The organism is Sphingopyxis macrogoltabida, from assembly GCF_001314325.1.
GTDB classification, from domain to species: domain Bacteria; phylum Pseudomonadota; class Alphaproteobacteria; order Sphingomonadales; family Sphingomonadaceae; genus Sphingopyxis; species Sphingopyxis macrogoltabida.
The window spans coordinates 3,717,777-3,738,237 of sequence record NZ_CP009429.1; the positions used below are offsets into that span (position 1 = coordinate 3,717,777).

The window sequence follows — 20,461 nt, forward strand, 5'->3', positions numbered from 1 at the left end:
AGATGTTAGCCGGCTTGATGCAGGATGCCCCCCTGCAGATCAGTTCGATCCTGACCCACGCCGCACGCGCGCATGGCGGGCGGGAGATTGTCTCGAAGCTCGTTGGCGAACCGCTGTGGCGCTATGACTGGGCGGGCTGCGAACGGCGCTCGCGGCAGGCCGCGCAGGCGCTGACGAAACTGGGGATCGAAAGCGGCGATCGTGTTTCGTCGCTGGCCTGGAACACGCACCGGCATCTCGAACTCTTCTATGCCGTCCCCGGCATCGGCGCGGTGCTTCACACCGCCAACCCGCGGCTCAGCGACGAGCAGATCGCCTTCACGATCAACCATGCCGGCAGCCGCATCCTGTTCTTCGAGGCCAATCTCGCCGAACTGGTCGACCGCCTCAAGCCGCTGCTTCCCGCGATCGAAGATTATATCCTGCTCGCCGACCCCTATGAGCAATTGATCGCTGCCGAGGACGGCGTTTTCGACTGGCCGCGGTTCGACGAAAATGCGGCCGCCTTCCTCTGCTATACCTCGGGCACGACAGGCGATCCCAAGGGCGTGCTCTACAGCCACCGCTCGATCGTGCTGCACGGCATGGCGGCGGGGCTCAGCAGCGCCTTCGGGTTCAGCGCCTTCGACACGATCATGCCCTGCTCGTCGATGTATCATGCGACGGCATGGGGCCTGCCCTTCACTGCGGCGATCAACGGCTGCAAGCTGGTCCTGCCATGCGACAGGATGGACGGCGCGAGCCTTGCCGAGCTGATCGCGGGCGAGGGTGTGACCTTCTCGGGCGGGGTGCCGACGATCTGGACGATGTATCTGTCGCATCTCGAGAACAGTGGCCAGGGCGTCGGCGACCTGAAACGCCTCGTCATCGGCGGTTCGGCCGTGCCGCGTGCGATGGCTGAAACCTTCCGCGAAAAATACGGCGTCACCGTCCTCCAGATCTGGGGGATGACCGAAACCAATCCGCTTGGCGTGATCTCGACCCCGACACCGCTGCTGATGGCGGAGGGCGAGGATTATGCGACCGAAACGATCCTGACCCGGCAAGGGCGGATGCAGTTCGGCATCGAGCTGCGCATCGTCGACGACGAAGGCACGTCGCTGGCGTGGGATGGCGAGCAGGCGGGCAAGCTGCAAGTGCGCGGGCCGTGGGTCGTCGATCGTTATTATCCCGACCTGCCGGCTGCCGACAGCGACGGCTGGTTCGACACCGGCGACATCGGCACCATCGACCGCTTCGGCTTCCTGCGCCTGACCGACCGGGCGAAGGATGTGATCAAATCGGGCGGCGAGTGGATCAGTTCGATCGACCTCGAAAATGCCGCCGTCGGCTGCCCCGGCGTGCGCATCGCCGCTGTCATCGGCGTCTATCATCCGAAATGGGAGGAACGGCCGCTACTGGTCATCGAGGCCCACGAAGGCGAAACGGTCACCGCCGACGCTATTCGCGCCCATCTCGAAACCCGCGTCGTGCGCTGGTGGATGCCCGACGATATCCTCTTCGCCACCGTCCCCCTCACCGCCACCGGCAAGATCGACAAGAAGGCGCTCCGCGATACCTATCGCGATCATCTCGCCGCGGCCGGCTGATCATTTAGCGGCGGCGAGCTTGTCCTTCAGGAAGCGCGCGATCAGCTCGTTCGCCTCGTCGGTCTCGGGAATGTCCATATAGCCCCAGAAAGCGTGCGGCAGCCCGTCGAAGACGACGAGCCGCGCATCGACGCCCTTTTCGGTCAGCTTCCGCGCGAAAATCGCCGTCGGGCTGAGCAGGAAGTCGCGCGTGCTGCTGAGCAACAGCGTCGGCGGGAAGCCCGAAACATCGCCGTGGATCGGCGAAATGACCGGATCGGTCACTGGCGTCTTGCCCACATAATCGGCGACCCAGTCGAAGGGCGGTCCCGGCATCCACGATTCCGAATCGCCGCGCTTCGTCAGGTCGGCATTGCCCGAAAAATAGCCGAGTGCTGCCGGCATCGGCCGCCCCAGGCTGGCGAGCTTCGCGACCAGTTGCCCCGACAGCGCCGCGCCCGCCGAGGTACCGAATACCGCGATCCGGCGCGCCGTCCGCTCCTTCTCCAGCGCCCGGTAGACCGCCAGCGCGTCGTCGAGCGCCGCAGGATAAGGGTTTTCGGGCGACAGGCGATACAGCACCGCCACGACCGGAATCCCGCTGCGCGCGGCAATCGGGATCGTCTCGGTCAGCGACCCCGAATCGACCGCGAAGCCGCCGCCGTGCAGGTTGAGCAGCACCGGCCCCGTGCCGAGCGTGTCCACGCCCTTGGGATAGACGATGCGCACCGGCACGCCGGCGATTGCCCCGTTTTCGATCCGCACCTCGTATCGCTTTTCGAGCGGCGCGCCCATGCCCGCCTGCATCATGTCGATGAGCTTGCGGACCTCGGCGATCGGCGGCACCGGGTCGGGCATCTTCTGCGCCGCCAGCGCCGCCACGGCCGCCCGCCCTTCCGGGCTGAGCGTTTCGGGCAGCGGCCAGCTCTGCATATCGCGCACGGGAGGCGCCTCCTGCGCAACCGCCGGCGCAGCTCCGGCGAGGAGCATGGCCAAAAGCAGGGTCTTGCGATTCATGATCATTCGGCTCCCCTTGCGGACAATTCGTCCGTGTCGATCCTGCCCGTCGCTCCGGTACGCCCCGGCCAGGCACAAAGCGCGCCGAGCAGTGCGAGCACCGCCATCGCGAGATAAGCCACGTCCAGTCCGTGCGACCAAAGCCGCCCCGACCCCGCCGTCGCGAGCGCGAGCACGACGCCGAGCAGCACGGCGTTCATCCCCTGCGCCGTCGCGCTGAGATGCGTCGGCACGCGCGTCGCGATCACCAGCATGATGCCGAGGATGGTGCCGGTCGCGGTAATGCCGTTGAGCAATTGCGCCGCGATCAGCACGGGCAGGCCGGGGCTGGTCGCCATGATCGCCCAGCGCAGTGCCCCCGCGATCGCCCCGGCGCAGATCAGCAGCCGCGGATCGCGCGGGCCGAGCAGCCTGGCGCCGAACCAGAAGGCCAATATCTCCGCCGCGACCGCCAAGGCCTGCAGCAAGCCGATGGTCGTCGTCGAAATGCCCTGTGCGGTCCACTGGATCGCGCCGAAGCTGGTCAGGACGCCGTGGCTGCCCATGATCAGCGATGCGGCGACCATCGCGAGGATCAGGCCGCGATCGCCGATCAGGTCGCGCCAGCGCCCGCCGCCTGTCTCATCCGCCGGGGCGAGCTTGCGGTCGCCGGGCAGGGCAAAAGCGACCACGGCAGGGGCGAGCAACAGGGTCGCAACCATCAGCGGCAGCATCCTGATCCCGAAGACGCCGATCGCCCAGCCCGCCGCGGCATTCGACGCGACCACCGCGATCGATCCCCAGACGCGTAGCCGCCCGAAGTCGAGCGACCGGCTGCGCACCGCCATCACCGCATAGGCGTCGGTGAGCACCGGGATCTGGTCCCACACGATCGAAAAGAAGATCACGATCACCACGCGTCCCGCATGGTCGGGCTCGCCGAGCAACAAGAGCACGATCGCCGCCGAGGCGAGCGAGGTATAGGCGATCGCGCTCCGCACCCAACCGCGCCGCCCGACGAACGCCGAAAAGGGGGCGACGGTCAGCAACCGCAACACCAGCGGGATCGCCAGCAATATTCCGATTTCTTCCGGCGAAGCCCCGGTCGATTTCAGCCACAACGGCAGGAAAGCGAAGAAGCCGTAGTGAAGATAGAGCGCCAGATAGAGCCCCGAGACCCCCAGGCCCAGACGATCGCGCTTGCCGCCGGGCTCGCCCTGCGCGGCTGCGCCCGCCCCCTCACCACTCATCGGAACCATTTGCCTCTCCCGTTTCTCGACGCCCGCATAACAATGAATGTTATCGATGTCATCAAGAATAGACGAAGTGGCTTCGACGGCGAAAGCGGATCGTCCGGACTATGATCCGTCCCGCATACGCGCCCGCTCCCACGCAACGCGGGACGGTCGTCGATCATCTTTATCGCAGGAAGGCGGTGTCCCTGGTGGGCGCTGACGGGCTCGAACCGCCGACCCTCTCGGTGTAAACGAGATGCTCTACCAACTGAGCTAAGCGCCCCCGTTTCGGGAGAGCGCGCCCCTGCCACAGCTTGGGCGCGGAGGCAAGCGCGCTGCTATTCCTCCAGCGCCTCGAAATAGCGCGCGAGCGAATCGAACGCGCCCTCGGCGAGCCCGATGAAGATGCGGCGGCCATCGTGCGGGTCTGCCTCGCGCAGGAACAGGCCGGCGTCGGTCATCGTCTTGATCCAGCGCAGCGCCGTCGTCGCGGGCACGGCGGCGGCGATGCACAGGCTCGACACCGACACCGGCTGGCGTTCGAGCCGCGCCGCATAAAGGTCGAGCAGCATGTCCCACGCCGGATCGGCGAACAGGTCGGCCGGGAAATATTGTTCGCGCATCCGCCGCTGGCGGAGCACCCGCCGCACCGCCTTGGCGCGCTGGCGCTCGATCGCGCGCTCCTCGGGTACGAAACTGCGCGGCACCGCCGCAAAGTCGCGCGGCGCCGAGCGGACCTGGCCCGGATAGTCGGCAAATTCCTCGGGGCGCGGCGCAAAGCCGGTCGGCGTCCCCGGCAGCCCGCCGCGCTGGCCCGCCAGATCGCCGAGCAGGCGCGAGATGCGGGCGACCTCTTCCTGCAACCGGTCGATCCGCTCCATCGCGGCGTCGCGGGCGACGTCATGGACCACTTGGTGTCGAGTCCGCCGGGCAGCAGCCAGAGCGGCGAGCCGGTCGGCCTCGTCGGCATCGACCAGAAACTCGGCGCGAAGCGAAGCCGGAACCGAAGCGACCAGCCGGTCGAGCGCCGCAAGCGACGTCTCGCAACCAGATGACATCCTCGCGCGTCCGCCGCCGCGCATATATCGGCAAGCATCTCGCCTTCTATCGTATCGGCTGCGGCCAGCCAGACAATATCCAGCATCGGCGCTTGCCTGATGTGGCCAGCCGCGCGCAGCGCAGGCAATGATGTGGCGAGACTCACATCTGCAAGCGACAAGGCGTCGGGCGCAAAGGCGGCGTGACCGACAACTAGCAACGGCGATTTCGCGCCGACCTGCATCGCCCCCGGCATCTCGGGCGGCGCCGACTCTTCTCCCGCCCGGAAACCGCCCGGAACATCCGCCATGTCGAGCCCGTCGCGCACTTCAACGTCCATCATGCTGCCTGTCCCCGTTCATTGCTCCACCCCGGCACAACTATGTCGTCATTTCGGCGATATTCACCTTTTGTTCGTTCCTGTTTGCCGCCGATACGGACCCAAGCCTGCGTGTCGGATGAGTCGGCGTCGAGCAGCCGTGCCGGATTTCATCCATTTTGGACATGTTTTGTTCTCACCGTCAACTGCTTATTCACGCTTGCCATTTGCGGGCGTCATCATCAGGCCGGTCGCGCGATGCCGGAAATCATCTCATCCCTCAGCCGCCTGCGTTGGCGCCGCCGGTTCCGCTCGTTCGTTGCGCTGATCCTGCTCGCGGGGCTGGCGATTGCGGCATGGACGTGGCTCCCGGCACCGGCGGCGACCGTCCCGCTGGTGCATGTCATCGACGGCGACAGCCTGACCGTTCGCCGGGACGATGCGGCGATGACGATCCGCCTGACCGGGCTCGATGCCGTCGAATACCGGCAGGACTGCCCACGCGCCGACGGCAGCCGCTGGGCCTGCGGCCGCGATGCCCGCACCGCGCTCGAAAGGCTGGCGGGGCCGGGACCGCTGCATTGCGACCTCGCCGCCAGGGATGTCTATCGCCGCACGCTCGCCACATGCCGCACCCTCCCCTTTCCCGACGGCATCGACCTTGGCGCCGAAATGGTCCGGCAGGGCTGGGCGGTCGCGACGGACGACGCCTATCCGGTCGAGGAAGCCGAAGCGCAGGCGAAGCGACGTGGGATATGGCAGGGCGATTTCGTCCGGCCCGCCGACTGGCGCGCGATGCACGAGCGACCGGCCACAGCGCTCTCCGCCCCGCACCCCGACGAATGAGGCCACCCTGCGCCGCCGCAATTCGCGGGGCTTAGCCCTGCCGCATTTTGCGGCGCTATGCCTTGCCGCATTTTGCGGCTAGGGCGAGCGCATGAACGGCCTGTTTCCAGTCATGATCGGCGGCGCGATCGGCGCCGGCTGCCGCCACTTGGTCGGGCAGGTCATGCTCGCGCGGCTCGGCCCCGGCTTTCCGTGGTGGACGCTCTCGATCAATATCGCCGGCAGCCTGTTGATGGGCCTGCTGATCGGCTGGCTGGCGCGGAGCAGCGACGGCGGCGAGACCGCGCGGCTGTTCGTCGGCGTCGGCGTGCTTGGTGGCTTCACCACCTTCTCGTCCTTCAGCCTCGAGTTCTGGCTGCTGTTCGAACGCGGTCAGACCGGGCAGGCGGCTGCTTATGTCCTCGCGTCGGTGATCGGCGCGGTCCTCGCCTGCGGCATCGGCCTGTTCATCGTGCGGCAGGTGCCGGCATGAGCGAGCCCAAGACAAAACTCGACGGCGCGACGATCGCCGAAGAAGATGACGGCATCCGCCTCGACCGCTGGTTCAAACGGCACCGGCCGGGAACGCCGCACGCGCTGCTCGCGCGCTGGGCGCGTTCGGGGCAGTTGACGCTCGACGGCAAGAAGGCCGATGTGTCGGACCGCATCGAGACGGGACAGAAGCTCGTCATGCCGACCCCGCCGGTGGAGGCCGAGGCACGCCCGGCACGCAAGGGCCGCCCGCTGACCGATGCCGACATCGAGCTGGCGACCGGCATGGTGATTCACCGCGACGCGAGCGCGATCGTGCTCAACAAGCTGCCGGGGCTCGCCACCCAGGGAGGCACCAAGACCGAACAGCATGTCGACGGGCTCCTCGACGCGCTCAAGTTCGATGCGCCCGTGCGGCCGAAGCTCGTCCACCGGCTCGACAAGGATACGTCGGGCGCGCTGCTGGTCGCACGCACCCCGCGCGCCGCGGCCTATTTCGCCAAGAGCTTTTCGAACCGCAGCGCGCGAAAGACCTATTGGGCGATCATCGTCGGCGTCCCCGACATCGCGCAGGGCGAAATCGACCTGCCGCTCGCCAAGCAGCCCGGCTCGGGCGGCGAAAAGATGCATGTCCACGACAGCGGCCTCGCCTCGAAAACGCGCTACCGCGTCATCGAGCGCGCCGGCAACAGCGCGGCGTGGGTCGAACTGCAACCGCTCACCGGCCGCACGCACCAGCTTCGCGTTCATATGGCGGCGATCGGCCACCCGATCGTCGGCGACGGCAAATATGGCGGCAAGGGCGCCTTCCTGACCGGCTCGATCAGCCGGAAGATGCACCTGCACAGCCGCCGCCTGCGCATCGACCATCCCGACGGGGGCGCAATCGATATCAGCGCGGAAGTACCCGAGCATTTCGCCGCGAGCCTCGACGCGCTCGGTTTCGACCTGCTGCTCGGCGAGGTCGGGATCGACGATATCGTCAAGGGCCCGCCCTCCAAAGCGGCCGAAAAGGCTGCGGCGAAGGCGCACAGCAAGCAGATTCGCAAGGCACGGCGCGGCGAAAGGCGCGGGCGCACCTCGACGAGCAAACCGACCGACCATGTCGGCAAGCCCAAACCCAAGCCCAAGGCAAAAACCGGCAAGCCGGCGGGCAGGAAACCGGCCGCCAAAAAGCCTTCGCCGCGTCCGGCACGGCCACGCTGATGCATCCCAACAGCGCCTTTCGTCCGAAACAGGACGATCTCGCCGAACTGCTCGTCCGCGAGATCGGCTTTGCCGCCATCTTCGCGGGCACCCCCGACGGGCCGCGCGTCGCGCATACGCCGGTGGTGCTGAGCGACGACCGGGCGACGCTGCGATTCCACCTCGCGCGCGGCAACGCGCTGACCCGCCACCTCGACGGGACAACGGCGCTCGCGGTGGTGCAGGGCCCCGACGCCTATGTCAGCGCAAGCTGGTATGCCGAGGCCGATCAGGTACCGACCTGGAATTATGTCGCGATCGAGATGGAAGGCGCCGTGCGCCGGATCGACGACAACGCGCTGGTCGCGCTGCTCGACACGCTGTCGGCCGACCATGAAGCGCGTGCCGGCGCCAATCCGCCGTGGACGCGCGCCAAGATGAACCCGGCGCTGTTCGGCAGGATGACCGGCGCGATCACCGGCTTCGAGATGCGCATCGCCGCATGGCGGCCGACGATCAAGCTGTCGCAGAACAAGCCCGCCGACGAACGCGAAAGGGTCGCCGCGGGCGTCGAGGCGACCGGTCACGGCGCGCTCGCACAGTTGATGCGTCACCTCGGCGGCGATAGGGGGAATGCATGACTCCTGCCGACGACGCCCTCGCCAAAAAGCGCTTCTTTGCCATCGCCGCGATGCGCGTCATGGGCGCGATCTTCGTGCTCGCGGGCTTCGTGCTGATCCGCGGCGGGTTCGAGCTGACGGGACAGCCCACCGACCGCTGGATCGGGGTCGCCGTCGTCCTGCTCGGCGCCTTCGATTTCGCGGTGATGCCGATGCTGCTCGCGCGGCGCTGGCGCTCGCCCAAAGAGCTGTGAAGCGGTTCTGGAAAGAGGCCGCCGCCGTTCGCGAGGATGGCGGCTGGGGCATCGCGCTCGACGGCCGGCGGGTGCGGACGCCGCAGCGCGCACCGCTGGTGGTCGCGAGCGCCACGCTTGCCGAAGCAATCGCGGCCGAATGGCAGGCGGTCGGCGAAACGATCGATCCCGCCGCAATGCCGATGACCGGCCTCGCCAACGCCTCGATCGACCTTGCATCACCCGATCCCGCTGCCTTTGCCGAAACTGTTGCCGCCTACGCCGCGACCGACCTTTTCTGCTACCGCGACGACCGCGACACGGCCTTGCAGGCCGAACAGGCGGCGGCGTGGAACCCGCTGCTCGCCTGGGCCGAGGAACGGCTGTGCGTCGAGTTCGCGTTGACGCAAGGTATATTGCCGGTCGACCAACCGGCGGAAACGGTCGCCGCGCTGCGCACGGCGGTGTTCGCGCTCGATCCATGGCGGATGACGGCGCTGACCCCCCTGGTGACGATCGGCGGATCACTCGTCGCGGGGCTAGCGCTTGCCGAAGCCGCGTTCGATCCCGACCTGCTGTGGCAGGCGGTCAGCCTCGACGAACTCTATCAGGAACGCCACTGGGGCGCCGACAGCGAAGCGCAGGCACAACGCGCGGCGCACAAGCGCGACTGGGACAATGCCGTGCGATTTCTGGGCCTCCTGTAAACTTCTTACCTTCGTCATTGCGAGCGAAGCGAAGCAATCCAGAGTCGCGTAAACCGCCCTGGATTGCTTCGCTTCGCTCGCAATGACGATAATCTAGTCGGTAAAATTCGGCCGGCGCTTTTCCATCCCGGCCATCACCGCCTCGATCTGGTTCGGGGTCCGGATGACCTTCACCTGCTCGTCGCTCTCGGCCTGCAGGATTTCGGCGTCGCTCGCATCGCCCAGCATGTTGCACAGCCGCTTGGCGCCGCGGATCGCGTGCGGGTTCTTGTCGGCGATCACCGCCGCCAGCTCCATCGCCCGCGCCAGCGGATCGTCGGAAACATGCGTCGCAAAGCCCAGCAGCTTCGCTTCCGATCCGTTGAATTTGCGGTTGGTATAGATGAGCTCGCGCAGCACATCGTCGGCGACCTGCGTCCGCCACAGCGCCATGCCGGCAACGTCGGGGACCAACCCCCAGCGCATTTCCATGATCGCGATGCGCGTGTCGGGATGGACGATACGGATGTCGGCGGCCGCCATGATCTGGCTGCCCGCGCCGAACGCGACGCCGTGCACTGCCGCGATCACCGGCACCGGCAGCTCGCGCCAGCCCCATGCCGCATATTGCGCATTGTTCGAAATGCCCTTGGTGCGATCGGCCAGCGTGCCGCCCGCGCTGCTCGCTCCCGGGTCGCGCTCGTTGCTGAGGCTCGACAGATCGAGTCCGGCGCAGAAAGCGCGCCCCTCACCCGACAGCACGACGACGCGCAGCCCCGCCTGGGCTTTCAGCGTGTCGATCGCTTCGACAAGCGCTGCCCACATCGCGGGGTCGAGCGCATTCATCTTGTCGCTGCGGATCAGCCGGACGTCGGCGATGCCGCCATCAAGCATGGTGATCGAAATACGGTCTTTCACGCGGGAGTCCCTTTCAGCGTTTCAACGCGGCTTCGACGAGCGGAAGCTGGTCGTTGCCGAAATACATGTCGGTCCGGTCGACGAAGATCGTCGGCGAGCCATAGCCGCCGCGCGCGACGACCTCTTCGGTGTTGGCGCGCAGCCGTGCCTTGACCGCGTCGCTCCCGGCCGCTCCGGCAAGCGCCGTTCCGTCGAGCCCTTCGGCATCGGCGACCGCGGCGAGCACCGCCGGGTCGTCGAGATTTTCCTGCCGGCCGAAATAGCTCGCAAACGCCCCGCGCGCAAAACGGACGAGCGCCGCCTGATCGTCTTCGAGCGCCGCGGCGAAACGCATCGCATGGACGCTCTTCGCCGGATGCCATTGTGACGGAAAGTTCATCGGCACGCCCGCAAGCCTGGCCCAGTCCTGCAGCACCTTCCAGCTATGCTGGAGCCGCCGGTTGTCGGCCTGTTCGCGCGCCGCATAGACGGCGGGGTTCACGGCATTGAACACCCCGCCGACTAGGATCGGCCGATAGATCGCCGCGGCCCCCGTCCGTTCGAGCACGCCCGGCAGGTTATGAAAGGCGAGGCAGGTCCACGGGCTCGACAGGTCGAAGAAGAATTCGACGCGCGCGGTCATGGCCTCAAGCTTCCGTCTTTGTCTTGGCCCAATATTGGTCGCGCAGCAGGCGCTTGTAGAGCTTGCCCGTATCGTGGCGCGGCAGCGCTTCCATGAAATCGATGCGGCGCGGGATCTTCACGCCCGACAATTTCTCGCGCGCATAGGCGCAGAGTTCGTCGCGGAAGGCGTCGGTCGCATCGGCCATATCGGCGGGCTGGACGACCGCGATCACCTCCTCGCCCATTTCGTCGTGCGGCCCGCCGACCACCGCGACGTCGGCCACCTTCGGATGGGTGACGAGATGATTTTCAATCTCCTGCGGGTAGATATTCACCCCGCCCGAGATGATCATGAAGCTTTTGCGATCGGTAAGATAGAGGAAGCCCTCCGCGTCGAGCTTGCCGACATCGCCCAGCGTCGACCAGCCCTTGCTGTTCCGGCTCGAGGCGGTTTTTTCGCTGTCGCCGTGATATTCGAAGACATTGTCGCTTTCGAAAAAGACGCAGCCTTCCTCGCCCGTGCCGAGCTCGGTTTCATTGTCCTCGCCGACGATGTGCACCGCGCCGAGGATCGGCCGGCCGACCGATCCCTTGTGGGTCAGCCAGTCCTGGCTCGAGATGAAGGTCATGCCATTGCCTTCGGACCCGGCATAATATTCGAACAGGACCGGCCCCCACCAGTCGATCATTGCCTGCTTGACCGGCACCGGGCACGGCGCCGCGGCATGGATCGCGACCTTCAGCGTGCTGTGGTCGTAACGCGCGCGCACCGCCTCGGGCAGCTTGAGCATGCGGACGAAATGCGTCGGCACCCACTGGCTCGCGTTGACGCGATATGTCTCGATATGGGCAAGCGCGGCCTCCTCGTCGAATTTCTTCATCAGCACGACGGTGCCGCCGAGACGATGGATCGTCATCGACCAGCGCAGCGGCGCGGCGTGATACAGCGGCGCCGGCGACAGATAGATGCTGTTTTCGTCGATCTGGAACACTGCGGAGGCGAGCATGACGAGGCTGTTCGTCGCCTCAATCGCCGGATCTTCGGGCAGCGGCACGCGGACGCCCTTCGGCCGGCCGGTAGTTCCCGACGAATAGAGCATGTCGACCCCGGCGCGCTCGTCCGCAACCGGAGTGGCGGGCATGGCGGCGACGGCATCTTCCCAGCTTTCATAGCCGGCTATCGTGCCGCCCATGGCAAAGCGCTTGATCCCCGTCGTCAATTGCTGTGCGGCGGCGGCAAGGCTCGCCGATACGACCAGAATCTGCGCCCCCGAATTTTCGAGAATATAATCGGTTTCGTCCTGCGTCAGCCGCGACGAGATGCAGACATAGCGCAGCCCCGAACGCTGCGCCCCCCACGTCAGCCCGTAATAATGCGGCGTGTTGTCGAGCATGAAGGCGACGACATCCTCATGTCCCAGCCCGTGCGCGCGGAACAATTGCGCGGCGCGATTCGATGCGGCGTCGAGCTCGCCATAGCTGATCGCCTCGCCCGTCTCGGCGACGATGATCGCGGGCTTGTCGGGGTTGTTTCGGGCATGGACGAAAGGGTGCATCTGGCCATCATCTCCGGAATCGCTGGTTTCTTTATGTCGGAGATCAGTAGCAACCTGAAACTTTCGGTCAAGCAAGCTGGCAGCGCCGACCGGCCAGTTTCTTTCGTCTATTCGGGCCGCGAACGCAGCGCATAGCCCATGCCCTTCACGGTATGCAGCATCGGCCAGTCGAATCCGCGATCGACCTTGGCGCGAAGCCGCGACATATGCACCTCGACCCGGTTGGTGCCGGGATCGAAATCGATGCGCCAGACCGCGCGCAAAAGCGCGTCGCGCGATACCGGATGGTCGGGCACGCGCGCGAGATTGGTCAGCAGGTCATATTCGCGCAGCGGCAGGCGAATGAGCCGCCCCGCGCGCTCGACGCGCCGGTCGATCAGATCGATACGCAGTTCGCCCTCCCCGAGCTGTCCCGCCGCGATCCGGCTGCGGCGCAGCAGGCCGGCGACCCGCGCCACCACTTCGGGCAGATTGTCGGTCCAGCCGACCGCGTCGGCGGCACCGGCGTCGAGCGCCACCATCCGCTCGTCGAGCGAATCGCGATCCGAGACGACGATCAGCGGCCGCCGCCCGACGATCGACACCGCCAGTCGGACGAAATCGAACGGCTCCTGCCAGTCGAGGAACGGGTTGATCAGCAACAGGTCGAAACAACTGTCGATCCACGGACGGAGGTCGTTCGTGTGCGGCGGCAAGAGCTGCGCTGCCATGCCCGCGGCCTCGACCGCGTCGCCGAGCGCCGCCGCCCGCTTTGCCTGCGGATGATAGATGGCGACAAGCAACTTTCTGTCGCACCTATCCACAATATCCGATGATGCCATCCGCATCCCCCGTCGTCGACGCAACAATTTGTTGCCCCGCCGCCCCACCGGCATTGCACCGCCTTTCGGCTGTGCTACCCCATAGTCATGACCAGTATCGAAATGCTTGACGGCGACTTCGCCACCCTGCCCGACCTCGTCCGTGCCCATGCCGCGGAACGTCCCGATGCCGTAGCGGCTGCCGACCCGTCGCGGCGGCTGAGCTGGTCCGAACTGGATCAATTGACCGACCGAGTCGCCGCGCGGCTGCAGCAGGACGGCTTTGCGAAGGGCGACCGCACCGCGATCGCCGGGCTCAACAGCGTCGAACAGATGGCGGTGATCCTCGGCACGCTCCGCGCCGGCGGCGTCGCGGGGCTCGTCACCAACAGCGCGACGGGCGAGCAGATGGCGGCGATGATCGCCGACACCGGCGCGCGCCATCTGTTCCTCGACAGCGCGGCGGCGGCCAGCCTCGAAGGGCAGGTCGTGACCGCGAGCGACCGCATCGCGATGGACGGCAGCGATGCGGGCACACCGCTCGACGCCTGGCTGGCGCTCGCCGGCGCAAAGCCGGTGCACGTCGAAATACTGCCCGAAGACGGCTTCAACATCATCTATTCGTCGGGCACCACCGGCACCCCCAAAGGCATTGTGCACAGCCACGCGATGCGCTGGCAGCATATCGTCCGCGGCGCTCCGGCCTATGGCCCGCACGCGGTGACGATCCTCTCGACCCCGCTCTATTCGAACACGACGATGGCGAGTTTCATGCCGACGGTCGGCTCGGGCGGGCAGGTCGTGCTGATGAAGAAATTCGACGCGCGCGGGTTCCTCGAACTCGCCGAGCGTGAGCGCGCAACCAATACGATGCTGGTGCCGGTGCAGTACCGCCGCATCATGGCGCTCGAGGATTTCGGCCGCTTCGACCTCACCAGCTTCATCATGAAATATTGCACCTCGGCACCGTTTCCGGCGTCGCTCAAAGCCGACGTGCTGAAGCGCTGGCCGGGCGGTCTCGTCGAAATCTATGGCATGACCGAGGGCGGCGCGGCGTTCATCCTCGAGGCGCACCAGTTCCCCGACAAGCTCCACACCGTCGGCCGCCCGGCGCCGGGCCATGTCGCGAAGGTGATCGACGAGGAGGGCAACGAGCTGCCGCAAGGATCGGTCGGCGAAGTCGTCGGCCGCTCGCCCGCGATGATGACCGGCTACAACAACCGCCCCGACGCCACCAAGGCGATGCACTGGCACGATGCCGACGGTAACCTCTTCTATCGCCACGGCGACATCGGCCGCATCGACGAAGAGGGCTTCCTGACGCTGATGGACCGCGCCAAGGACATGATCATCTCCGGCGGTTTCAACATCTTCCCGAGCGACCTCGAAGGCATTTTGCTCGCCGACGACCGCGTCGTCGAAGCGGCGGTGGTCGGAATGCCGAGCGAAGAGTGGGGCGAAACGCCGGTCGCCTTCGTCGTGCTCAAGGAAGGCGCCGAGGCCGAGGCGGTGCGCGCCGACTGCAACGCGAAGGTCGGCAAGACCCAGCGGCTGAGCGGCATTACCGTGCTCGAAGAATTGCCGCGCAGCCCGATCGGCAAGGTCCTGAAGCGCGAACTCCGCGACGCTTATTCGGTCAGCCCGGCCGTCTGAATCGCCGCGAGCGCGCTGTCGAGCCGCGCATCGCCTTCGCCCTCGACCCGCGCCCAGCGAAGCCGGCGCCGTTCGAGCTCGCCGATCGCGACATCCATGAACTGCCGCCGCGCGACATCGTTGCCGAACAGCCGCGTGCCGTCATCCTTCCACGGCAGGTCGAGTGCGGGGACGAGGTAAAGGTCGGCGACATCGGCCCATGCGTCGATTTCGGGCAGGCGCGCGCCGAGCAGCATGATCGCCCACGCCTGCGTCATCAGCGGGTCGGTGTCGGCAATCATCAGCGGGCCGGCGTGGCGGCGCAGCGCGGCGTCCATCGCGATATGGCCGGCAAAGATACGGCGGAGGTCGTCGGCGTCGAGCGCGGTTCCGAACGCCTCGCAATAGGTGCGGCCATATTCGGGCATCAGCACGGTGTCGAAATGGCGCGCGAGCCGGCTACCGAGGCTCGACTTGCCGACGCTTTCGGGGCCGTGGAGGACGATACGGCGGCGATAATGGGCGCGCACGGGCTCGGCGAGCCAGCGCCACCCGGTGGCGGGATCGCCCCGCACCGCCGTGCCCGACACAGGGATCGCGGTACGGTCGATGTCGACCGGCACGAAGCGTGCGCCGACCTGCGCAGCGAGTTCCTCGCCATAGGGTTCGGAAGCGAAGACCAGATCGATCGGGTCGGGATGCGCGGCGCGGACGATATCGGCCCAGATCACCCAGAAATCGGGATGCTCGGCGGGCTCCTGCGGCACGATGGCGCTATGGCCGACGACATCGCAGTCTGGATAAAGGTCGCGCACCCATTGCAGCCGCAGGTTGCCGGCAACGGGATCGTCGGGCAGCGAGCAGACGAGGATCGTCAGCCGGTCGACCATCGGGCGCGCGGTCTCGATGAGCAACTGGTGCCCCGCGTGAAGCGGCAGGAATTTGCCGAGGAGGAAGCCCGTGGTCATATTGCCACACGCTCGTCAGCCGCCGCCCGGCGCCACTGGATCAGGCCGACGATCGACATCAGCAGGAACAGGCCATAGAGCCCGGCAGTGAGCGTCAGCCCGCGCGAGGCGAAGAGCGGGATGGCGAGCAGGTCGACCCCGATCCACAGCCACCAATTTTCGACCATCCGCCGCGCCATCAGGATTTGCGCCGCGACACTCATCATCGCGATGGCGCCGTCGACCCACGGCGCGGCGGCGTCGGTGAAGCGCGCCATACCCGCGCTCCACACCAGCCATGCCGCGGCGATCCCCGCGGCCCATACCAGCCGGCTTTTGGGCGCCATCCAGCGCACCGGTACCTGCGCCGCGGCGCTCGCCGCGCGCCAAGCGATCCAACCGTAAATCTGCACGACGAAGAAAAAGAGCTGGAGCAGCGCATCGCTGTAAAGCTTGGTTTCATAGAAGATCAGTGCGTAGAGGCAGACCATCGCGAGCCCGAAGGGATAGTTCCAGACGTTGCGCGCGGCGACAAGCGCGACGTTGAAAAGCCCGAACACGACCGCCAGCCATTCGAGTTCGCTCATGCCGCCACGCCGCGCCGCGGCCGCGTCCACAGCCCGTCGCGACTGATCCGCCGCTGCGGCGGACGGCGGAGCACCGACCAGCCGGCGCGCGCGACCCAGCCGAGCTTGGCAAACAGCGAACTGGCGGCGCGATGGTCCCACGCATGGTCGCCCCGCGCGCGCACCTCGCGCGCGATGTCGCCATAGATGCCCGCCGCGGCGAGCACCGCCCAGCGGCTGCGCGGCGGCAGCTTGCGCGCACCCCAGCGCGCCGATGCCTCATATTCCTCGGCCATTTCGGCGAGCCATTTCGCCATCACCGACAGCCGCGGACGAAAGGCCGGGTGCATATGCTGGCCGGGCGGGATGTCGAGTTCGACCATCCACTCGACGGGCAGGTAGCAGCGGTCGGCCGCGGCATCCTCGGCGACGTCGCGCGCGATATTCGCAAGCTGGAACGCGATACCGAGGTCGGACGCCCGGTCGAGCGTCGTTTCGTCGCCGGGCCCCACCCCCATCACCAGCGCCATCGCGACCCCGACCGCGCCCGCGACATGATAGCTGTAGCGGAGCAGGTCGCTCTCGCTGCGCGGACGCCAGTCCTTCGCATCGAGTTCGAAGCCGGCGATAATATCGTGGATCACCGCGCGCGGGATATCGACTTCGGTCAGCAACAGGCCGAGCGCATCGAAGGCGGCTTCGCCCGTCGGCTCGCCGGCAAAGGCCCGGTCGGTCTGCGCGCGGATATGCGCGACCGCCGCCGCCGGATCGTGGTTCGGCTTCATTGCGCCGCCGTGATCCTGCCCGTCGGTCAGGTCGTCGGCGGCGCGGCACCAGGCATAGAGCAGCCACACCCGCTCGCGCGTTTCGCGGTCGAAGAGCTGGCTGGCGAGCGCGAAACTTTTCGATCCGCGCGCGATGCTGTCGTGCGCGAAACCGTGGAGGGCGTGCGCGTCATAGGCCCCCGCTTCAGCCATTAAAGATCGTCGGCCTTCATCGCAAAGATCGGCGCATGCGGTTCATAAGCCGCCATCTTGGCGAGCAGCTCGTCGAGCCCCGCATCGACGATCATGATCCCGGCGTGCGCCGCGCGGACGAAGCCGACATCGATCATCTTGCGGTTGAAGGCGATGAGGTCGTTATAGAAACCTGCGGTGTTGAGCAGCCCGACCGGCTTGTTGTGATAACCGAGCTGCGCCCAGCTGATCGCTTCCCACAATTCGTCCATCGTCCCGACCCCGCCGGGAATGGTCAGGAAACCGTCGCTGAGGTCGGTGAACATCCGCTTGCGCTCGTGCATCCCCGAAACGACATGCAGTTCGGTGCAGCCGCGATGCGCGACCTCGGCACCGACGAGCGCGTCGGGGATGATGCCGATCACCTCGCCGCCTGCCTCCAGGGCACTATCGGCGACCGCGCCCATCAGGCCTAGCCGGCCGCCGCCATAGACGACGCCGATCCCCCGCTCGGCAAGCGTCCGGCCGACGTGGCGCGCGGTCTGGAGATAGACGGGATCCTCGGGGCTCGCGGATCCGCAATAAACGGCAAGGCGTTTCATGATTCTTCCAACATCAATTGGGCGGTCGCCTTGGCGCTGCCGACGACCCCCGGGATACCCGCGCCCGGATGCGTCCCCGCGCCGACGAAGTAAAGGTTCGAAATATCGTCGTCGCGGTTGTGGGCGCGAAACCAGGCGCTCTGCCACAGCAGCGGTTCGAGGCTGAACGCGCTCCCCAGATGCGCCGACAGGTCGCGGCCGAAATCGGCGGGGGTGTAGTGGAAGCGGGTGACGAGATTGGCGCGTAGTCCCGGCAACACGCGCCGCTCGACCTCCGCGAGGATCGCGTCGGCAAAGCGCTCACCGAACGCACCGTCCCAGTCCGCCGCCGCCTTGCCGAGATGCGCGACCGGCGCGAGCGCATAGAAGGTCGCGTGCCCCGGCGGCGCCATGCCGTGGTCGGTAATGCTCGGATGGTGGAGATAGAGCGAGAAGTCGTCGGGAATAACGCCGCCCCGATAGATGTCGTCGAGCAGCCCCTTGTAGCGCGGGCCGAACAATATGCTGTGATGCGCGATATCGGGATATTCGCCTTTCACCCCGAAATGGACGACGAACAACGACGGCGACCAGCGCTTGCGCGACAGGCCGCGCGCGACCTTGGCGCCGCGCGGATGGTCGAGCAGATCGCGGTAGCTGTGCATCAGGTCGCCGTTGCACGCGATCATATCGGCCTCGCCGTGCCAGCCGCTTTGCGTCGTGACGCCCGTCGCGCGGTCGCCCGCGGTTGCAATCTTCACGACCGCGTCGCCGAGCCGCAATGTCCCGCCCAGCCGCTCGAACAACCGCACCATGCCGCCGACCAGCGCATTGGTGCCGCCGCGCGCGAACCACACGCCGCCCTGCTTCTCGATCGTGTGGATCAGCGCATAGATCGCGCTCGTCGTCATCGGATTGCCGCCGACGAGCAGCGTGTGGAACGACAGCGCCTGCCGCAGCCGCTCGTCCTCCACATAAGAAGACACCGTCGCATAGACGCTGCGCCACGCCCGATATTTCATCAGCGCCGGTGCCGCCCTGATCATCGACGCGAAGTCGAGGAACGCGACCGCGCCGAGCTTGACATAACCCTGCTCGTACACGCCGCGCGAATAATCGAGGAAGCGGTCATAGCCGGCGACGTCGGCAGGGCAGAGCTTCGCGATCTCGGCGCGGAGCGCCGCCTCGTCGTTCGAATAATCGAAATTCGTCCCGTCGGGCCAGTTCAGCCGGTAAAAGGGCATCACGGGGACAAGGTCGACATCGGCCGCCATATCCTGTCCCGAGAGCGCCCACAGTTCACGAAGGCACGGCGGGTCGGTGACCACCGTCGGCCCCGCATCGAAGGTAAAGCCGTCCTTCACCCAGTGATACGCCCGGCCGCCGGGCTTGTCGCGCGCCTCGACCACCGTGGTTGCGACTCCCGCCGATTGCAGCCGGATCGCGAGCGCGAGCCCGCCGAACCCGGCGCCGATGACGATGGCGCGGCGCGTCATTTCCAGTCGAAACGCCGCAGCGCCGTCAGCGCGCGGCCGACCGGCACCGGCGGCTTGCCCGACAGGATGCGCAGCTTGTCCGCAGTTCGCGATTGCCCAGCATAGAAGCGCGCGACGAGGCCCGCCGGCAAACGGTAGAAGCGCTGGAATATCCGGTAGCGCTCGTCGGGTTCGGCGGCCCGGAACAGCATCGCGCCGAGCATGCGATAGAAGCGCTGGCGCCGCCACGATGCGGCAGCGCGTGCGCGCAGCGCCGCAGCCAGATCGCGGCGGTCGGCAAGTTCGGGCAACGCCGCCGCCGTCCGCACCGCGTCAGGCAGCGAATAGCCGGTCGTCGCATGGAAGGTCCCGGCGCGCACGCCGATCCGCGCGGTGCGGTCGGATGCCGGCCACAGGCGATCGAAATCGCCGCCGATCACCACTGGCAGCACGCCCGTCTCCTCGCGGGTCACCGCCGCCACCTCCCATTGCCGCGCTTCGGCATAGGCGGCGATGCGGTCGCGGATCGCCGCGACGTCGAGCTCGGCGCCGTCGCTGTAATAAGTATCCTCGACGAACAAGGTTTCGGCATCGAAGGGCAAGAGATAGACGAAGCGATAGCCATCCACCTGTTCGACGCTGGCATCCATGACGACGGGCCGGTCGACGCCGTGCCCGCCCGCGATCGTCAGCGCCTGTCCGACGAATTTCTGCCAGCCGCACTCGATCGCCGGGTTTTTCACCGCACCGCGCGCATCGATGACATGGCGGGCCGACAATCGCCCGCCGCGCGCCAGCAGCACATGGTCGGGTGCGACATGCTTTGCCTTTTCGGCGATGATGCGATCCTCGGGCAACGTCGCCGCGACCGCCTCGGCCAGCGCCTCGCCGGTGATGCTCTTATATCCCATCCGCAACGTGCGGCGATGCGCCGGAAAGCAGACGCCATATTTTTCCCAATGGTAACGCACCAGCGGCGCGACCAGCCAGCGGTCCTTTTTCGCAATGTCGCTGTCGAAGAAGGACCAGACGTGGTTGCCGCCGATCGGACCCGGCTCGACCAGCCGGACGTCGAGGTCGGGACGCTTCGCCGCGAGCGCCAGCGCCGCGAGCCCGCCGGCGAGCCCGCCGCCGACGATCGCGATGTCGCATTTGCCGAGATCCCTCGCCGCCATGCCACAGCCCTAGCCGTCCTGTTGCCCGCACGCAAAGCCATTGCAACGCGCCGTG

Annotated in this window: 21 protein-coding genes and 1 tRNA gene; 8 read left to right on the forward strand and 14 right to left on the reverse strand. The window is 66.9% G+C overall.

Features of this window, described 5'->3' with window-relative positions:
• The first annotated feature begins 2 nt into the window (after nucleotides 1–2).
• Nucleotides 3–1,589, forward strand: a complete 1,587-nt coding sequence (locus LH19_RS18020) for a long-chain fatty acid--CoA ligase (protein ID WP_201258375.1) — start codon at nucleotides 3–5, stop codon at nucleotides 1,587–1,589.
• Here LH19_RS18020 and LH19_RS18025 read toward each other — a convergent pair whose 3' ends face one another.
• The 4 genes from LH19_RS18025 to LH19_RS18040 form a co-directional block, all read right to left on the reverse strand.
• Nucleotides 1,590–2,591, reverse strand: a complete 1,002-nt coding sequence (locus tag LH19_RS18025; protein ID WP_054731035.1) for an alpha/beta hydrolase — start codon at nucleotides 2,589–2,591, stop codon at nucleotides 1,590–1,592. It abuts the gene before it with no gap.
• Nucleotides 2,588–3,823 (reverse strand): MFS transporter, encoded by a 1,236-nt coding sequence (locus tag LH19_RS18030; RefSeq protein WP_054731036.1) that lies wholly within the window; start codon nucleotides 3,821–3,823, stop codon nucleotides 2,588–2,590. Before LH19_RS18030 ends, LH19_RS18025 begins: the two co-directional genes overlap by 4 nt.
• Nucleotides 3,824–4,006: 183 nt before the next feature.
• A tRNA-Val gene (locus LH19_RS18035) sits at nucleotides 4,007–4,082 on the reverse strand.
• A 55-nt stretch (nucleotides 4,083–4,137) separates the two neighbouring features.
• Complete coding sequence (locus LH19_RS18040; RefSeq protein WP_201258376.1) at nucleotides 4,138–4,857, reverse strand: MarR family winged helix-turn-helix transcriptional regulator; 720 nt, start codon at nucleotides 4,855–4,857, stop codon at nucleotides 4,138–4,140.
• Nucleotides 4,858–5,414: 557 nt separating this feature from the next.
• Here LH19_RS18040 and LH19_RS18045 point away from each other — a divergent pair.
• The 6 genes from LH19_RS18045 (at nucleotide 5,415) to LH19_RS18070 (ending at nucleotide 9,218) form a co-directional block, all read left to right on the forward strand.
• Nucleotides 5,415–6,002, forward strand: coding sequence for a thermonuclease family protein (locus tag LH19_RS18045; RefSeq protein WP_054731040.1), 588 nt, complete (start codon nucleotides 5,415–5,417; stop codon nucleotides 6,000–6,002).
• Between the two features lie 91 nt (nucleotides 6,003–6,093).
• The gene (gene crcB, locus LH19_RS18050; protein ID WP_054731042.1) at nucleotides 6,094–6,474 is read left to right on the forward strand and encodes a fluoride efflux transporter CrcB; all 381 of its coding nucleotides are present in this window, start codon (nucleotides 6,094–6,096) and stop codon (nucleotides 6,472–6,474) included.
• Nucleotides 6,471–7,679 carry an RluA family pseudouridine synthase gene (locus LH19_RS18055; protein WP_054731043.1) on the forward strand — a complete coding sequence of 403 codons (1,209 nt, stop codon included), beginning with the start codon at nucleotides 6,471–6,473 and terminating at the stop codon, nucleotides 7,677–7,679. The genes crcB and LH19_RS18055 overlap by 4 nt, the downstream gene beginning before the upstream one ends.
• The gene (locus LH19_RS18060; RefSeq protein WP_054731045.1) at nucleotides 7,679–8,299 is read left to right on the forward strand and encodes an FMN-binding negative transcriptional regulator; all 621 of its coding nucleotides are present in this window, start codon (nucleotides 7,679–7,681) and stop codon (nucleotides 8,297–8,299) included. The genes LH19_RS18055 and LH19_RS18060 overlap by 1 nt, the downstream gene beginning before the upstream one ends.
• Nucleotides 8,296–8,532 (forward strand): hypothetical protein, encoded by a 237-nt coding sequence (locus LH19_RS18065; RefSeq protein ID WP_054731046.1) that lies wholly within the window; start codon nucleotides 8,296–8,298, stop codon nucleotides 8,530–8,532. Before LH19_RS18060 ends, LH19_RS18065 begins: the two co-directional genes overlap by 4 nt.
• Nucleotides 8,529–9,218 (forward strand): ATP12 family chaperone protein, encoded by a 690-nt coding sequence (locus LH19_RS18070; protein WP_054731048.1) that lies wholly within the window; start codon nucleotides 8,529–8,531, stop codon nucleotides 9,216–9,218. Before LH19_RS18065 ends, LH19_RS18070 begins: the two co-directional genes overlap by 4 nt.
• 93 nt (nucleotides 9,219–9,311) lie before the next feature.
• Here the strand turns inward: LH19_RS18070 and LH19_RS18075 are convergent, their stop codons facing one another.
• From LH19_RS18075 to LH19_RS29505, 4 genes are all read right to left on the reverse strand, one after another.
• Nucleotides 9,312–10,115 carry a crotonase/enoyl-CoA hydratase family protein gene (locus LH19_RS18075; RefSeq protein ID WP_054731050.1) on the reverse strand — a complete coding sequence of 268 codons (804 nt, stop codon included), beginning with the start codon at nucleotides 10,113–10,115 and terminating at the stop codon, nucleotides 9,312–9,314.
• A gap of 13 nt (nucleotides 10,116–10,128) precedes the next feature.
• Nucleotides 10,129–10,737, reverse strand: coding sequence for a 2-hydroxychromene-2-carboxylate isomerase (locus tag LH19_RS18080; protein ID WP_054731052.1), 609 nt, complete (start codon nucleotides 10,735–10,737; stop codon nucleotides 10,129–10,131).
• 4 nt (nucleotides 10,738–10,741) lie between these two features.
• Nucleotides 10,742–12,274 (reverse strand): acyl-CoA synthetase, encoded by a 1,533-nt coding sequence (locus LH19_RS18085; protein ID WP_054731054.1) that lies wholly within the window; start codon nucleotides 12,272–12,274, stop codon nucleotides 10,742–10,744.
• A gap of 107 nt (nucleotides 12,275–12,381) precedes the next feature.
• Nucleotides 12,382–13,056, reverse strand: coding sequence for a response regulator transcription factor (locus tag LH19_RS29505; protein WP_054731056.1), 675 nt, complete (start codon nucleotides 13,054–13,056; stop codon nucleotides 12,382–12,384).
• 126 nt (nucleotides 13,057–13,182) lie between these two features.
• On the opposite strand from LH19_RS29505, the gene LH19_RS18095 reads away from it, so the two are divergent.
• Nucleotides 13,183–14,727, forward strand: a complete 1,545-nt coding sequence (locus tag LH19_RS18095; protein WP_054731057.1) for a class I adenylate-forming enzyme family protein — start codon at nucleotides 13,183–13,185, stop codon at nucleotides 14,725–14,727.
• On the opposite strand, the gene LH19_RS18100 is transcribed toward LH19_RS18095, so the two are convergent.
• Genes LH19_RS18100 through crtY form a run of 6 tightly spaced genes read right to left on the reverse strand, consistent with a single transcriptional unit; the run spans nucleotide 14,703 to nucleotide 20,406 of the window.
• Nucleotides 14,703–15,674, reverse strand: a complete 972-nt coding sequence (locus LH19_RS18100; protein ID WP_054731059.1) for an AAA family ATPase — start codon at nucleotides 15,672–15,674, stop codon at nucleotides 14,703–14,705. The two genes, LH19_RS18095 and LH19_RS18100, sit on opposite strands and share 25 nt — an antisense overlap.
• Nucleotides 15,671–16,240 (reverse strand): nicotinamide riboside transporter PnuC, encoded by a 570-nt coding sequence (gene pnuC / locus LH19_RS18105; protein ID WP_054733810.1) that lies wholly within the window; start codon nucleotides 16,238–16,240, stop codon nucleotides 15,671–15,673. The genes LH19_RS18100 and pnuC overlap by 4 nt, the downstream gene beginning before the upstream one ends.
• A complete protein-coding gene (locus LH19_RS18110) occupies nucleotides 16,237–17,196 on the reverse strand; it encodes a phytoene/squalene synthase family protein (RefSeq protein WP_054731061.1) in 960 nt (319 codons plus the stop codon). The genes pnuC and LH19_RS18110 overlap by 4 nt, the downstream gene beginning before the upstream one ends.
• Nucleotides 17,196–17,777, reverse strand: coding sequence for an LOG family protein (locus LH19_RS18115; protein ID WP_054731063.1), 582 nt, complete (start codon nucleotides 17,775–17,777; stop codon nucleotides 17,196–17,198). Before LH19_RS18115 ends, LH19_RS18110 begins: the two co-directional genes overlap by 1 nt.
• On the reverse strand, nucleotides 17,774–19,252 hold the full coding sequence (locus tag LH19_RS18120; RefSeq protein ID WP_054731065.1) for a phytoene desaturase: 1,479 nt from the start codon (nucleotides 19,250–19,252) through the stop codon (nucleotides 17,774–17,776). The genes LH19_RS18115 and LH19_RS18120 overlap by 4 nt, the downstream gene beginning before the upstream one ends.
• On the reverse strand, nucleotides 19,249–20,406 hold the full coding sequence (crtY, locus tag LH19_RS18125) for a lycopene beta-cyclase CrtY (RefSeq protein ID WP_054731067.1): 1,158 nt from the start codon (nucleotides 20,404–20,406) through the stop codon (nucleotides 19,249–19,251). The genes LH19_RS18120 and crtY overlap by 4 nt, the downstream gene beginning before the upstream one ends.
• Nucleotides 20,407–20,461 lie beyond the last annotated feature (55 nt).

What these genes read in the sequence shown, in the direction of transcription:
- crcB (WP_054731042.1), top strand. Translation starts at nt 6,094, where the DNA reads ATGAACGGCCTGTTTCCAGTCATGATCGGCGGCGCGATCGGCGCCGGC.
- LH19_RS18060 (WP_054731045.1), top strand. Translation starts at nt 7,679, where the DNA reads ATGCATCCCAACAGCGCCTTTCGTCCGAAACAGGACGATCTCGCCGAA.
- LH19_RS18040 (WP_201258376.1), bottom strand. Translation starts at nt 4,857, where the DNA reads ATGTCATCTGGTTGCGAGACGTCGCTTGCGGCGCTCGACCGGCTGGTC.
- LH19_RS18025 (WP_054731035.1), bottom strand. Translation starts at nt 2,591, where the DNA reads ATGATCATGAATCGCAAGACCCTGCTTTTGGCCATGCTCCTCGCCGGA.
- pnuC (WP_054733810.1), bottom strand. Translation starts at nt 16,240, where the DNA reads ATGAGCGAACTCGAATGGCTGGCGGTCGTGTTCGGGCTTTTCAACGTC.
- LH19_RS18080 (WP_054731052.1), bottom strand. Translation starts at nt 10,737, where the DNA reads ATGACCGCGCGCGTCGAATTCTTCTTCGACCTGTCGAGCCCGTGGACC.
- LH19_RS18095 (WP_054731057.1), top strand. Translation starts at nt 13,183, where the DNA reads ATGACCAGTATCGAAATGCTTGACGGCGACTTCGCCACCCTGCCCGAC.
- crtY (WP_054731067.1), bottom strand. Translation starts at nt 20,406, where the DNA reads ATGGCGGCGAGGGATCTCGGCAAATGCGACATCGCGATCGTCGGCGGC.
- LH19_RS18085 (WP_054731054.1), bottom strand. Translation starts at nt 12,274, where the DNA reads ATGCACCCTTTCGTCCATGCCCGAAACAACCCCGACAAGCCCGCGATC.
- LH19_RS18115 (WP_054731063.1), bottom strand. Translation starts at nt 17,777, where the DNA reads ATGAAACGCCTTGCCGTTTATTGCGGATCCGCGAGCCCCGAGGATCCC.
- LH19_RS18055 (WP_054731043.1), top strand. Translation starts at nt 6,471, where the DNA reads ATGAGCGAGCCCAAGACAAAACTCGACGGCGCGACGATCGCCGAAGAA.
- LH19_RS18120 (WP_054731065.1), bottom strand. Translation starts at nt 19,252, where the DNA reads ATGACGCGCCGCGCCATCGTCATCGGCGCCGGGTTCGGCGGGCTCGCG.
- LH19_RS18020 (WP_201258375.1), top strand. Translation starts at nt 3, where the DNA reads ATGTTAGCCGGCTTGATGCAGGATGCCCCCCTGCAGATCAGTTCGATC.
- LH19_RS18030 (WP_054731036.1), bottom strand. Translation starts at nt 3,823, where the DNA reads ATGGTTCCGATGAGTGGTGAGGGGGCGGGCGCAGCCGCGCAGGGCGAG.
- LH19_RS18110 (WP_054731061.1), bottom strand. Translation starts at nt 17,196, where the DNA reads ATGGCTGAAGCGGGGGCCTATGACGCGCACGCCCTCCACGGTTTCGCG.
- LH19_RS18065 (WP_054731046.1), top strand. Translation starts at nt 8,296, where the DNA reads ATGACTCCTGCCGACGACGCCCTCGCCAAAAAGCGCTTCTTTGCCATC.
- LH19_RS18045 (WP_054731040.1), top strand. Translation starts at nt 5,415, where the DNA reads ATGCCGGAAATCATCTCATCCCTCAGCCGCCTGCGTTGGCGCCGCCGG.
- LH19_RS18100 (WP_054731059.1), bottom strand. Translation starts at nt 15,674, where the DNA reads ATGACCACGGGCTTCCTCCTCGGCAAATTCCTGCCGCTTCACGCGGGG.